Origin of the sequence: Streptococcus sp. 2018037 (assembly GCF_019754195.1) — a bacterium.
GTDB lineage: Bacteria > Bacillota > Bacilli > Lactobacillales > Streptococcaceae > Streptococcus > Streptococcus hashimotonensis.
On the sequence record NZ_JAIJZQ010000037.1, the window covers coordinates 1 to 13,576 of the forward strand.

Genomic DNA, 13,576 nt, shown 5'->3' on the forward strand with positions numbered 1-13,576 from the left:
GACTCAGTAGTTAAGTGACGATAGCCTAGGAGATACACCTGTACCCATGCCGAACACAGCAGTTAAGCCCTAGAACGCCTGAAGTAGTTGGGGGTTGCCCCCTGTTAGATACGGTAGTCGCTTAGCATATTCCGCCATAGCTCAGTTGGTAGAGCGCATGACTGTTAATCATGATGTCACAGGTTCGAGCCCTGTTGGCGGAGTAAAGAGAAATCTTTAGTATATGGTCCGTTGGTCAAGGGGTTAAGACACCGCCTTTTCACGGCGGTAACACGGGTTCGAATCCCGTACGGACTATATTGGGAGGCTGCTTAGGTCTCTTTTTTTGTTTTTTGAGGTAAATGGGCTTTAATTGGCTCCTTTTCTTTTCTTGTTGCTTTGTCTATTCATTGTTTGTTGATATAATAGAGACATGAAAAGATTATGTGATGAATTATCGGTTTTGCCAGGGATTGGTCCAAAATCGGCTGAAAAATTTTTAAAAATTAACATTCAGAATATTAATGATTTGCTGACTTACTATCCATTTAGATATGAAGATTTTGAGAGTAAGTCTATTTATGATTTGCAGGATGGTGAGAAGGCAGTGGTAGTTGGGGAGGTGGTATCTCCAGCTAATGTACAGTATTATGGTTACAAAAGAAATAGACTCCGTTTTTCAATGAAACAGGGTGAGGTTGTCTTAGCAGTTTCGTTTTTTAATCAGCCTTATTTAGCAGATAAGATTGTTTTGGGGCAGGATATTGCAGTTTGGGGAAAGTGGGATAAGGCTAAGGCAAGTTTGACAGGAATGAAAGTTTTGGCTCAAGTATCAGATGAGCTGCAGCCTGTCTATCATGTGGCGCAAGGGATTTCGCAAGTAAATTTGGTTAAGGCTATTAAAACAGCTATTGATCAGGGATATTTGCATTTATTAGAGGAGAATTTACCATCAGTTTTACGAGCGCGCTATCGGTTAATGAATCGCCGAGAGGCGGTTTTTGCGATGCATTTTCCGACAAATTTAGAAGAGTATAGACAAGCTTTGCGACGTATGAAGTTTGAGGAATTATTCTATTTTCAATTACAGTTGCAACTGCTGAAAGCCAACAATCGTGATATTTCGAATGGTTTGAAGATTACTTATGATGCTGATAGATTGGCTATGCAAATAAGACAATTGCCGTTTGTCTTAACGGATGCTCAGTCTGGGGCTTTGGCTGAAATACTATCAGATATGAAGTCCTATGGGCACATGAATCGTTTGCTACAAGGGGATGTTGGTTCAGGAAAGACAGTAGTTGCTGGATTGGCTATGTTTGCTGCTGTGACTGCGGGGATGCAGGCTGCAATTATGGTCCCGACAGAAATTTTGGCTGAGCAACACTTTGAGAGTTTGCGCCAGCTTTTTCCAGAACTTTCTATTGCTCTTTTGACAGGGGGAATGAAGGTTGCGGAGCGTCGTACTGCTTTAGAGGCGATTTCTAGTGGTCAGGTAGACATCATTGTAGGAACTCACGCTCTTATCCAGGAAAGTGTGACGTACCATAAGCTTGGTTTGGTTGTGACGGATGAGCAACATCGTTTTGGTGTTAAACAACGCCGTCTGTTTCGTGAGAAGGGTGATAATCCGGATGTGCTCATGATGACTGCTACACCTATTCCTCGGACGTTAGCCATTACAGCTTTTGGAGATATGGATGTATCGATTATTAATCAGTTGCCTGCTGGTAGGAAGCCAATTATCACTCGCTGGGTCAAACATCAACAGTTGCCCACGGTCTTAGATTGGTTGGAGCGGGAGTTAGAAGTGGGTGCTCAGGTTTATTTTATCTCTCCGCTGATTGAGGAATCTGAGGCTCTGGATTTAAAAAATGCTGTAGATCTGCAATCTGATTTACAGGCGCATTTTGGAGAGCAAGTTACAGTGGATTTGTTACACGGTAAGATGAAAAATGACGAGAAAGATGCCATCATGCAGGCTTTTAAGGAGCGAAAAACGAATATTTTGGTTTCTACCACTGTTATTGAAGTCGGAGTCAATGTGCCCAATGCAACGGTGATGGTTATTATGAATGCAGATCGTTTTGGTTTAAGCCAATTACATCAGTTGAGAGGGCGTGTAGGACGTGGTCATAAGCAGTCTTATGCAGTGTTAGTTGCTAATCCTAAAACAGAGTCTGGTAAGGAACGCATGAAAATTATGACAGAGACGACAGATGGTTTTATTTTGGCTGAAGCAGACTTGAAAATGCGTGGGTCTGGAGAAATATTTGGAACTCGTCAATCAGGTTTGCCAGAATTTCAGGTTGCAAATATTATCGAGGACTATCCAATTTTAGAGGAAGCAAGACGAGTGGCTAGTCAGATTGTTAGCGTGGAAAATTGGCAGGAGGACCCTAATTGGTCGATTTTACTTGCTAATTTGAAAGATGGAGAGGAATTGGACTAGTCATATAAAAAAGGCCAACACACATGTGTTGGTCTTTTGACATATTGTATAGTTCGTCAGCGATTAACCTTGGATGTAATCTGCCAAGCTTTGCTCTTCCAAGCCTGCATTGAGAGCGATAAGGAGTTTGAGTCGGGCTTTTTGAGCATTCAATTCTTTAACAAATAGAATGCCGTCTTGCTCCAGTTGGATGCCACCTCCTTGGTAGGCATAGACAGGCTCAGCAATTCCGTTAAAACAGCGAGATACCAGAATAATGGGTATCTTTTGATCAAGGAGTTTCTTAATGGCTGGAAGGATGGTAGGCGGAAGATTTCCAGCGCCGAGTGCTTCAATAACTAAACCGGAAATTGAGCTTGCAGTGAGAGAATCAAGGAGAATGGAGTCCATATCTGCATAAGCTTTTATGATTGGGACCGTTCCTGTGACTGTTGATAAGTCAAATCGAACACGTGGTTCAGCAGTTTTAAAATAGAGAATCTCTCGTTTGGTGACTAATCCCAGTGGTCCATGGGTTGGTGTTTGAAAGGTTGAGACATTGGTGGTATGCGTTTTTGTAACATATTTAGCAGCATGAATTTCATCGTTCATGACCACTAGAACACCTTTATCTGCGGATTTATCATCAGCAGCCACACGTAGGGCTGTTCGGTAGTTATAAATCCCGTCGCTACCCAGTTCATTTGAGGAACGCATGGCTCCGGTCAATACAATTGGTTTTTCTGGAATAGCCATTGTATCAAGGAAATAGGCAGTCTCTTCTAAAGTATCTGTGCCATGTGTAATGACAAAACCATCGAAGTTCATTTGTTCTTCTTTGATTTTTTGGTATAGAGTCATCATGTGTTCTAAGCGAATGTGTGGACTTGGAACATTGAGAAAATCCAAGGATGTCACTTGAGTTTCTTCTAGTGGGCTATCAATTTGGGTCATTGGATTGATTTTACTCGATGCAACTTCACCCTGATGATTGGCTTGCATAGAAATGGTTCCACCTGTATGCAATACTAGAATTTTTTTCATAAATTTTCAGTTTCTTTCAAAGTGTGATATACTAATTGTAACATAATTATTAGAAAGTAGGTGAGTTGGTTGACGATAAAGGCTGTATTTTTCGATATTGATGGTACCTTATTGACCGACAATCGTATGGTTAGTAGTTCAACTATTCTCGCCATTAATGCTTTGAAAGAGAAGGGAATTTTAGTTGGTCTAGCTACAGGACGTGACCCTCGTTTTGTTTTGCAGTATATGGCTAGTTTAGGGCTAGATTTGGCCATTGCTTATAACGGTCAATATATTTTTTCAAGAGAAGAAGTTATTTATAGTCAGAGTTTAGAGCCAAAGCAAATTGAACAAATTATGGAGTATGCGCAAACTCACCATAAGGATTTATCTTTTGGAACTGCTAAAGGCATATTTGGTAGTAAGATTATGAGTGCTGGAACAGGAAATTTTGCATATCGTGTGACGCGTATGATTCCGGAGTCCTGGGCTGGAATCATAAACTTTATTTTCAATCGCTTGGTACGTTGGATCAGTCCTCAACAGGAAACGAATTTGAAAGGTTTTCTCTTTCAACCAATCTATCAGCTGATGTTGCTGACGACGGAAAGGGAGACGCAATCATTGGAGGTGCTCTTTCCGAACTTGTCTTTTACGCGTTCGAGTCCCTATGCGACTGATATTATCAGTAAGGGAAATTCAAAATTATCGGGTATTGTAAAGGTTGCAGATCGATATGGTTTTGAGTTAGATGAAGTTATGGTATTCGGGGATTCTAATAATGATTTTGAAATGTTGAATGAAATTCAGCACTCGGTAGCGATGGGAAATGGGACGAAAAAGGTTAAACAAGCAGCTTCCTTTGTTACAGATACAAATAATCGTGATGGGATTTATAAGGCATTAATTCATTTTGGTGTGATTGAGGGATAAGATGTTTCAGAGTAAGGACGATAATTTTAATAGGGTAAAGGATTTTCATTTTTTAATGGATGGTGAAACCCAAGAACTTCCCAGTGTGTATGATGGACAGACGGCTTTGCATCGCGCTGGTTTTAAATTGGAGGAGTTGGTAGAATTTCTACATGCAGCTTCAGAATCTGAAGTTGAGTTTCATGATTTTATTCAACAACTTCATCAGGATTTAGATACTGCTGCTGATAAGGTATCTGGCAAGAGAAGTTTCGGGGTTTCGATGCAGGATCAGGTAGATGCTTTGCTGGATATTCTTTATTTTACATATGGTTCGTTTGTTTTGATGGGGGTTGATCCAGAACCAATTTTTCAGATAGTCCATACTGCAAATATGGGGAAAACATTTCCAGATGGGAAGGCCCATTTTGATCCAATTACCCATAAAATTTTAAAACCTGATGATTGGGAAGAACGGTTTGCGCCGGAGGAAAAGATTCAGGAAGAGCTGAAAAGACAGATGAAAAGACTTGATTCGTAAATCAAGTCTTTTGGTTTATAAACTTTTTTCTCCATCGCGAACAATGAGTAAATCGATAGTTGCGTGGCGCATGATATATTCGGATGAGGATCCGATTAGGAGACGTTCAAAGGCATTTAGACCAGTTGCTCCAAGTAGCATAAGATCTGCACCAGTTTCCTTTGGAATATCAATAGCCAGGAGGGTTTTAGGGTTACCGAATTCAATGCGAATCTGTACATCGGTCAGACCAGCGTTGAGGGCTTCTTGTTTGTATTCTTCGAGGAGGAGCTCCGCCTCTCTTTCTAAAGATTCATAGACAGAGGCGTCAAATGCAACAACATTGTGGAGAGCACGGGTATCAATCACATGGGCGATAATCAGACGCGCTTGGTTGCGTAGTGCAACATGAATGGCTTTATGAAGAGCTAATTCTGCTCCTTTAGAGCCGTCTACAGCGACGAGTATTGTTTTGTAAGATTGTGTCATAATAATCACTCCTTTCAGAAGAGCTTTGTCCCGAAATAGGTAGAGCAGTTCCTTACATTTTTATTATAAGCCTTTTAAGAGAAAATGTAAAGGATTCTTGTACTTTTTTTGCTTTTACAGTACAATAGAAAAGATAGAAAGTCGAGGTGACGACATGAAGCAATTTAACAAGTCAACAAAATTGGATGATGTAGCATATGATATTCGTGGGCCTGTTTTGGAAGAGGCCATGCGCATGCGTGCCAATGGAGAGCAGATTTTACGTTTGAATACGGGGAATCCTGCAGAATTTGGTTTTACTGCTCCAGATGAAGTTATTCGTGACTTGATTCATAACGCCCGTAAATCAGAGGGATATTCGAACAGTAAGGGAATTTTTTCTGCACGTAAGGCTATCATGCAGTATTGTCAGCTAAAGAAATTTCCAAATGTTGATATTGAAGATATTTATCTTGGAAACGGCGTGAGTGAGCTGATTGTTATGTCTATGCAAGGTTTGCTAGATAATGGTGATGAGGTGTTGGTGCCAATGCCAGACTATCCTCTCTGGACTGCTGCGGTTAGTTTGGCTGGTGGTAAAGCTGTTCACTATGTTTGTGATGAAGCAGCTGAATGGTATCCGGATTTGGCAGACATGGAGTCCAAGGTGACTTCTCGAACCAAGGCAATTGTCCTTATCAATCCAAATAATCCAACTGGAGCTCTCTATCCGAAAGAAATTTTAGAAGGAATCATTGATATTGCTCGTAGACATGAATTGATTATTTTCTCTGATGAGATTTATGATCGTATGGTCTTTGACGGAGCTGTTCATATCCCTATTGCGACACTGGCTCCAGATTTATTTATTGTGACGATGAATGGACTGTCTAAATCGCATCGTATTTGTGGTTTCCGAGTAGGTTGGATGGTCTTATCTGGTCCGAAAAAGCATGTAAAAGGTTACATTGAAGGCTTGAATATGTTGTCCAATATGCGTTTGTGTTCAAACGTTTTGGCTCAACAGGTTGTTCAAACTTCTTTGGGAGGTTACCAATCGGTTGATGAACTCTTGATGCCTGGCGGACGCTTATATGAACAAAGGGAGTTTATTACCAAGGCGATTAATGATATTCCGGGGCTTTCTGCTGTAAAACCTAAGGCTGGTCTGTATGTCTTCCCAAAAATTGATTGTGAGATGTACAGAGTTGATGATGATGAACAATTTGTATTGGATTTCCTCAAGCAAGAAAAAGTACTTTTGGTCCATGGTCGAGGTTTTAACTGGAAGGATCCAGATCATTTCCGTATTGTGTATTTACCACGTGTGGATGAGTTGGCAGAAATTCAAGAAAAAATGTCACGATTCTTGCAACAATATCGTAGATAATGGAATTTTAGGCTGAGTGTTAATCAGCCTTTTCTTTTTGCTTGGATGAAATTGTTTGTGTTTTTCTAACAACGGTAAATATTCTGATAATTGTTGAAATTTTATGTATTTTTTGCTATACTGAAAGCAATTACAGAGTAAAGAGGAAAATATGACAACATTATTAGAGAAGACACGGAATATTACTTCTATTTTGAAGCGTTCCGAAGAGCAATTGGCAGAAGAATTGCCTTACAATGCTATTGCTGAACATCTATCAGCTATTATTGATTGTAATTCTTGTATTATTAATAGCGAAGGTGAAGTTTTGGGATACCACATGAGTTACGAGACAAACAATGATCGTGTGGAAGAATTTTTCCAAAATAAACAATTCCCAGAAGGATATGTAAAAGCAGTCGCGCAGGTTTATGATACGCAGGTTAACTTGCCTGTCGAGAGCGAGTTGACTGCCATCCCTGTTGAATCACGATCGACCTATCCAAATGGTCTGACAACGATAGCCCCTATCCATGTGACGGGAATTCGTTTTGGTTCGCTTATTATTTGGCGGAATGATGAGCAGTTTCACGATGATGATTTGATTTTGGTTGAGATTGCAGCAACAGTAGTTGGTATCCAGTTGCTTAATTTCCAACGGGAAGAAGATGAGAAGAATATTCGTCGTCGCGCTGCGGTCAATATGGCGGTAAATACGCTTTCTTATTCTGAGATGAAGGCGGTGGCGGCTATTCTGGGTGAGTTGAGTGGCAATGAGGGGCAGCTGACTGCGTCTGTGATTGCGGACCGTATCGGTATTACTCGTTCGGTCATTGTCAATGCTTTGCGTAAGTTGGAGAGTGCGGGGATTATTGAAAGTCGTTCGCTTGGTATGAAAGGAACCTATTTGAAGGTTCTCATCCCAGCTATTTTTGATGAAATTAAGAAACGTGACTACTAAAATGACAAAAGCATTGATTATATAATAGATTTTGTAGCAGATGAAGGAAAGTTGACTGCTGGAAAATCAGCTCAGGCTATTTCTGAACGAATTGCTCAGGTTACGCAAGAAGCTTTTGAAAATGGAGACTATATTTTCTTTGCGATTGATGGTCATGAGGAGGGGGATGAATTTCATCCTGAAGCTCAGCTTTTCCCAAGTCATAATATCATTGGGACGCAAGGGCGTGACTTGTATGGTCCTTTAGCAGATTTTTATCAAAAACATAAAGGGCATGCGCGTGTTCGTTGGATGGATAAACGTCATTATTCTACTTTTTCTGGGACGGATTTGGATGTTCGACTAAGAGAACGTGGTGTAGATACGGTTGTCTTGACGGGTGTTTTGTCTGATATTTGTGTTCTTCATACAGCTATTGATGCTTATAATAAGGGGTATCGTATTGAGGTGGTCTCATCAGCCATTGCTGCATTGACGGAGGAGAATCATCAGTTTGCTCTCAACCATTTGCGTCATGTACTTGGTGCGACAATCATTGACTAATAGTATAGTGACCAGTCTGTGGACTGGTTTTTTGTTTTTCTCCAACAGGAATCTGTATCATCAACACTCTTCGAAAATCAAACTCAGACCTTGTTGACTTAGCTTGATGAACTTCAGTTCCATCTACAACTACGTCGTCAGTCTGATTCTGGTAAAAGAAGCGGTATGATTGACCATGATAAATTTATCAAAATGCTTTACATAGGTGATTACTTAGTGTATAATATAATTCGTGTGTAATGGACGCACAAAAATACAGTTTATCCGCTGGGTTTAAAAGCACCTAAGATTGACAAAGATAGGAGAATAAAATGAATCCATTGATCCAAAGTTTGACAGAAGGTCAACTTCGTACTGACATTCCTTCATTCCGTCCTGGTGACACTGTGCGTGTTCACGCTAAGGTTGTCGAAGGTAACCGCGAACGTATCCAGATTTTCGAGGGTGTTGTTATCTCTCGTAAAGGTCAAGGCATCTCAGAAATGTACACTGTACGTAAAATCTCTGGTGGTGTAGGTGTTGAACGTACATTCCCAATCCACACTCCACGTGTTGATAAGATTGAAGTAGTACGTTACGGTAAAGTACGTCGTGCTAAATTGTACTACCTACGTGCATTGCAAGGTAAAGCAGCACGTATCAAAGAAATCCGTCGTTAAGATAGTCCTACAGACTATTTTGGTCGGAGAATGGGAGGCAGCGAAAGCTGTCTCTTTTTTTAAAAAAATCTGTTGAAAAAGTACTTTATTGTGAAAGCAGTGGCAAAATGGATTGTTTTTGTGTCTCTTCCATGAAATAATATGTTATACTATATATTATTGTAGCTAGTATAGAGGAGGTTGCGGATGAGCGAACAGTTTATTCCATCTGTTTTATCAGATTTACGGCAGGATATTGTTCAGATGCCAGAAGTTATCAAGGAATGTAGTGGAATTCGTATTTATGGTCGTCGCATTCGTTCAGTCTTATTTACAACGGATGTGTCGATTATTGCCAATCACAACGCAGATGCTATTTTGGCTGTTTATCCATTTACGCCTAGTCCAGCTATTATCAAAAGTATTATGTTGGTTGCGTCAGTTCCAGTCTTGGCTGGTGTTGGTGGAGGCTTGACGACAGGTATGCGTTCAGCTAATATGAGTCTATTGTCTGAGTCGGAAGGAGCATACGCTGTTGTGGTAAATGGACCAACGGATGTAAAAACAATTGAGGCAATCAATAAAGTAGTAGATATTCCTATCATTTATACAGTTGTTTCTGAAAAGTCTGATTTAACCTCACGGATTAAAGCAGGAGTAGATATTTTAAATGTTTCTTGCGGTATGGAAACGCCAAGGGTTGTGAAGAAGATTCGAGAAGCTTTCTCTGACTTTCCAATTATTGCGACTGGTGGTCCGACTGAGGAGTCTATTCGTCGGGTTATCGAAGCTGGAGCCAATGCTGTCTCCTATACAGCACCAAGTAATGGAGAGCTTTTTAAAGGGAAAATGGAAAAATACCGCAAACATGCAAAGGATTAGTTCATAAAAAGATAGGCTAAGCAAACAGTAAGTTTTATTGCTAGATGAAACTTGCTGTTTTTTATCGTTTTACGGTGTGAGATTAGGAATACTTCGTAATTTAAAGAACGGATTTTTAGGAGGAAATAGGTAACATATTAGGTCATTTCTACCTTTGTCTGGGGCTGGAAATATGGTATAATGAGAAGATAGATTTCCATTAGGAGGAAAGTAAGAATGAAGATTTCTGAAGCTGAAGTCCGTCACGTTGCCAAGCTGTCTAAGCTGGAATTTTCGGATCAAGAAACAGCGGAATTTGCGACAAGTTTGAGCAAGATTGTCGATATGGTTGAATTGCTCAATGAAGTAGATACGACAGGTGTTGCGGTAACGACCACTATGGCTGACCGTAAGAATGTCTTGCGAGCAGATGTTGCCCAAAAAGGTGAGAGCCGTGAGGAGCTTTTCAAAAATGTGCCTGAATCGCAAGATAACTTTATCAAGGTACCAGCTATTCTAGACGGGGGAGGAGATGCCTAATGACGTTTAACAATAAAACCATTGATGAATTGCATGACCTCCTTGTCAAAAAGGAGATTTCTGCGGTTGAGTTGACCAAGGCAACTTTGGAAGACATTAAGAGCCGTGAGGGAGCAGTGGATGCTTTCTTGACTATCACAGAAGATGCGGCCTTGGCGCAGGCTGCGGCCCTTGATGAAAAAGGGATTGATGCGGACAATGTTATGGCAGGGGTTCCTTTGGCAGTTAAGGACAATATCTCTACCAAGGGGATTTTGACCACGGCAGCTTCAAAAATGCTCTACAATTACGAGCCGATTTTTGATGCGACATCGGTTGCTCAGGCCTATGCAAAGGATATGATTGTTGTTGGTAAGACCAACATGGATGAGTTTGCCATGGGTGGTTCTAATGAGAACTCTGCCTTCAAACCGACCAAAAATGCTTGGGACCAGACCAAAGTTCCTGGTGGTTCATCAGGTGGTTCGGCAGCTGCAGTTGCTGCTGGTCAGGTCCGTTTGTCACTTGGTTCTGATACAGGTGGTTCCATCCGCCAGCCTGCAGCCTTTAATGGTATCGTCGGTATGAAGCCAACCTATGGAACGGTGTCACGTTTTGGTTTGATTGCCTTTGGTTCATCTCTTGACCAGATTGGTCCATTTTCACAGACAGTTAAGGAAAATGCCCAGTTGCTCAATGTCATCTCTGGTCATGATGTCAAGGATGCAACATCAACGATCAATGAAATTGCTGACTTCACTAGTAAGATTGGTCAAGACATCAAGGGTATGAAGATTGCTCTGCCAAAAGAATACATGGGCGAAGGGATTGATCCGCAGGTCAAGGAAACCATTCTCAAGGCGGCTAAGCACTTGGAAAGTCTGGGTGCGATTATTGAGGAAGTCAGCCTGCCACATTCTAAGTATGGGGTTGCCGTTTACTACATCATTGCTTCATCAGAGGCTTCTTCTAACTTGCAACGTTTTGACGGAATCCGTTATGGTTTCCGTGCAGAAGATGCGACAAACTTGGATGAGATTTACGTGAAAACCCGTAGCCAAGGTTTTGGTGAGGAAGTCAAACGTCGTATTATGTTAGGTACATTTAGCTTGTCATCTGGTTACTACGATGCCTACTTCAAGAAGGCTGGCCAGGTGCGGACCTTGATTATCCAAGATTTTGAAAAAGTCTTTGCGGACTATGATTTGATTTTGGGGCCGACAGCTCCGACGGTTGCCTTTGGTTTGGACACGCTCAACCATGACCCTGTGGCCATGTACTTGGCGGACTTGTTAACAATTCCTGTAAACTTGGCTGGTCTTCCTGGTCTTTCTATTCCTGCTGGTTTTGTGGAAGGCTTGCCAGTCGGTTTGCAGTTGATTGGTCCAAAATACTCAGAAGAGACCATTTACCAAGTGGCTGCTGCCTTTGAAGCGACAACAGACTACCACAAGCAACAACCAGTGATTTTTGGAGGTGCTAACTAATGAACTTTGAAACGATTATTGGTCTAGAAGTCCATGTGGAGTTGAATACCAACTCGAAAATTTTCTCACCTTCATCTGCTCATTTTGGTGAGGATCCAAATGCCAATACCAACGTGATTGACTGGTCTTTCCCAGGTGTCCTTCCTGTTCTTAACAAGGGTGTTGTGGATGCTGGTATCAAGGCTGCCTTGGCCTTGAACATGGACATTCACAAGGACATGCACTTTGACCGTAAGAACTATTTCTATCCTGATAACCCTAAGGCCTATCAGATTTCCCAGTTTGACGAGCCGATTGGCTACAATGGCTGGATTGAGATTGAGCTAGAAGACGGTACGACTAAGAAAATTCGTATCGAGCGTGCGCATTTGGAAGAGGATGCGGGTAAGAATACCCACGGTACAGACGGCTATTCTTATGTGGACCTCAACCGTCAGGGCGTGCCCTTGATCGAGATTGTATCAGAAGCAGATATGCGTTCGCCTGAAGAGGCATACGCCTACTTGACAGCCCTTAAAGAAATCATTCAGTACACTGGTATTTCAGATGTGAAGATGGAAGAGGGTTCTATGCGCGTGGATGCCAATATTTCCCTTCGTCCCTATGGTCAGGAGAAATTTGGTATCAAGACTGAGTTGAAAAACCTCAACTCCTTCAACTATGTTCGCAAGGGCTTGCAGCACGAGGTTGAACGTCAGGCGAAAATCTTGCGTTCAGGTGGTCAAATCCAGCAGGAAACACGTCGTTACGATGAATCTACTGGTGAAACTATTCTCATGCGTGTCAAAGAAGGGTCGGCTGACTATCGTTACTTCCCAGAGCCAGACCTACCGCTCTATGAGATTGATGATAACTGGATTGAGGAAGTGCGCGCAGAATTGCCAGTCTTTCCAAAAGCTCGCCGTGCTCACTATGTGGAAAACTTGGGCTTGACCGCCTACGATGCCGGTCAGTTGACATCTACTAAGGCTCTGTCTGACTTCTTTGAAGCAGCAGTGGCAGCAGGTGGCGATGCTAAACAAGTTTCTAACTGGTTGCAGGGTGAAGTGGCTCAGTTCCTCAATGCTGAAGGTAAGACTATTGAGCAAATCGCCTTAACACCTGAAAACTTGGTGGAGATGATTGCCTTGATTGCGGATGGAACTATTTCATCTAAGATTGCCAAGAAAGTCTTTGTTCACCTGGCCAAAGAAGGTGGCTCTGCTAAGGCTTACGTTGAGAAAGCTGGCTTGGTACAGATTTCAGACCCTGCGGTCTTGATTCCGATTATCCACCAAGTCTTTGCGGATAATGAAGCAGCCGTAGCTGACTTCAAGTCTGGCAAACGCAATGCCGATAAGGCCTTTACAGGCTTCTTGATGAAAGCAACCAAGGGACAAGCCAATCCACAAGTTGCACAACAACTTTTGGCTCAGGAACTGGCTAAGTTGTTAGACTAATACTCTTCGAAAATCAAACTCAAACCTTGTTGAATTGATTTGATGAGTGTAAAGCTCCAGTGGAGCTTTACAGCCTACTACTTGAAAATGCGAAAGTAGTAGAGTTCTATCTGCTTAGGAGAGAACCGAAGACGTTCGCTCTATCTCCGAACCTTTGGAGCTAGTTTGATTTTGATTTTCATTGAGTATTGGATAAAATAGAAGAAAACCGAGAATTCGTCTGAACTGCTCCCTGTCAAGTGGACAATGAAATAATAAAAGATTAGGCGACGGCCTTGTTCCTCATTTCAAGAGGCGCAAAGCCGTTGTTGCGTTCTTGAAAACGTTGATGATTATAAAAATAGATGTAGGCATCAATATCTGACACCAGCTCCTCAAAAGTCTTATACTTCTTCAAATCATAGCACTCCGTCTTAAAGTGCC

12 protein-coding genes, 2 tRNA genes, 1 rRNA gene and 1 pseudogene are annotated in these 13,576 nt (G+C 41.7%); 13 read left to right on the top strand and 3 right to left on the bottom strand.

Features of this window, described 5'->3' with window-relative positions:
• Window positions 1–10: 10 nt before the first annotated feature.
• The 4 genes from rrf to recG all read left to right on the top strand — a co-directional run bounded on the left by rrf (window position 11) and on the right by recG (window position 2,431).
• Window positions 11–126 (top strand): 5S ribosomal RNA (gene rrf / locus K5Q29_RS09945).
• 4 nt (window positions 127–130) lie between these two features.
• Window positions 131–203: transfer RNA gene (locus K5Q29_RS09950), tRNA-Asn, on the top strand.
• A gap of 22 nt (window positions 204–225) precedes the next feature.
• A tRNA-Glu gene (locus K5Q29_RS09955) sits at window positions 226–297 on the top strand.
• A 115-nt stretch (window positions 298–412) separates the two neighbouring features.
• Window positions 413–2,431, top strand: a complete 2,019-nt coding sequence (gene recG / locus K5Q29_RS09960; RefSeq protein ID WP_105139631.1) for an ATP-dependent DNA helicase RecG — start codon at window positions 413–415, stop codon at window positions 2,429–2,431.
• Window positions 2,432–2,494: 63 nt separating this feature from the next.
• Here recG and K5Q29_RS09965 read toward each other — a convergent pair whose 3' ends face one another.
• Entirely contained in the window at window positions 2,495–3,454 is a 960-nt protein-coding gene (locus K5Q29_RS09965) for an asparaginase (RefSeq protein ID WP_105139632.1), read from the bottom strand.
• Between the two features lie 69 nt (window positions 3,455–3,523).
• Between K5Q29_RS09965 and K5Q29_RS10820 the strand changes: the two are divergent.
• Window positions 3,524–4,889 (top strand): annotated as a pseudogene (locus K5Q29_RS10820) (Cof-type HAD-IIB family hydrolase).
• 15 nt (window positions 4,890–4,904) lie between these two features.
• Here K5Q29_RS10820 and K5Q29_RS09980 read toward each other — a convergent pair.
• Window positions 4,905–5,357 carry a universal stress protein gene (locus K5Q29_RS09980; protein ID WP_004195772.1) on the bottom strand — a complete coding sequence of 151 codons (453 nt, stop codon included), beginning with the start codon at window positions 5,355–5,357 and terminating at the stop codon, window positions 4,905–4,907.
• A 154-nt stretch (window positions 5,358–5,511) separates the two neighbouring features.
• Here K5Q29_RS09980 and K5Q29_RS09985 point away from each other — a divergent pair, with 154 nt between their 5' ends.
• The 8 genes from K5Q29_RS09985 to gatB all read left to right on the top strand — a co-directional run bounded on the left by K5Q29_RS09985 (window position 5,512) and on the right by gatB (window position 13,153).
• Window positions 5,512–6,726: a pyridoxal phosphate-dependent aminotransferase gene (locus tag K5Q29_RS09985; RefSeq protein ID WP_029172018.1), complete on the top strand. Its 1,215-nt coding sequence runs from the start codon at window positions 5,512–5,514 to the stop codon at window positions 6,724–6,726.
• Window positions 6,727–6,877: 151 nt separating this feature from the next.
• Window positions 6,878–7,666, top strand: a complete 789-nt coding sequence (gene codY / locus K5Q29_RS09990; protein WP_029172019.1) for a GTP-sensing pleiotropic transcriptional regulator CodY — start codon at window positions 6,878–6,880, stop codon at window positions 7,664–7,666.
• A gap of 12 nt (window positions 7,667–7,678) precedes the next feature.
• Window positions 7,679–8,209, top strand: a complete 531-nt coding sequence (locus tag K5Q29_RS09995) for a cysteine hydrolase family protein (RefSeq protein WP_105139634.1) — start codon at window positions 7,679–7,681, stop codon at window positions 8,207–8,209.
• 311 nt (window positions 8,210–8,520) lie between these two features.
• On the top strand, window positions 8,521–8,868 hold the full coding sequence (rplS, locus tag K5Q29_RS10000) for a 50S ribosomal protein L19 (protein WP_011921928.1): 348 nt from the start codon (window positions 8,521–8,523) through the stop codon (window positions 8,866–8,868).
• A gap of 186 nt (window positions 8,869–9,054) precedes the next feature.
• A complete protein-coding gene (locus tag K5Q29_RS10005; RefSeq protein WP_105139635.1) occupies window positions 9,055–9,729 on the top strand; it encodes a hydrolase in 675 nt (224 codons plus the stop codon).
• A gap of 216 nt (window positions 9,730–9,945) precedes the next feature.
• Window positions 9,946–10,248, top strand: a complete 303-nt coding sequence (gatC, locus tag K5Q29_RS10010) for an Asp-tRNA(Asn)/Glu-tRNA(Gln) amidotransferase subunit GatC (RefSeq protein WP_024408528.1) — start codon at window positions 9,946–9,948, stop codon at window positions 10,246–10,248.
• A complete protein-coding gene (gene gatA / locus K5Q29_RS10015; RefSeq protein WP_105139636.1) occupies window positions 10,248–11,714 on the top strand; it encodes an Asp-tRNA(Asn)/Glu-tRNA(Gln) amidotransferase subunit GatA in 1,467 nt (488 codons plus the stop codon). The genes gatC and gatA overlap by 1 nt, the downstream gene beginning before the upstream one ends.
• Entirely contained in the window at window positions 11,714–13,153 is a 1,440-nt protein-coding gene (gene gatB / locus K5Q29_RS10020; protein ID WP_105139637.1) for an Asp-tRNA(Asn)/Glu-tRNA(Gln) amidotransferase subunit GatB, read from the top strand. Before gatA ends, gatB begins: the two co-directional genes overlap by 1 nt.
• Before the next feature lie 262 nt (window positions 13,154–13,415).
• Here the strand turns inward: gatB and K5Q29_RS10025 are convergent.
• Window positions 13,416–13,576, bottom strand: a 161-nt coding sequence (locus K5Q29_RS10025; RefSeq protein ID WP_205032692.1) for an IS3 family transposase, incomplete at its 5' end; no start/stop codon positions are given.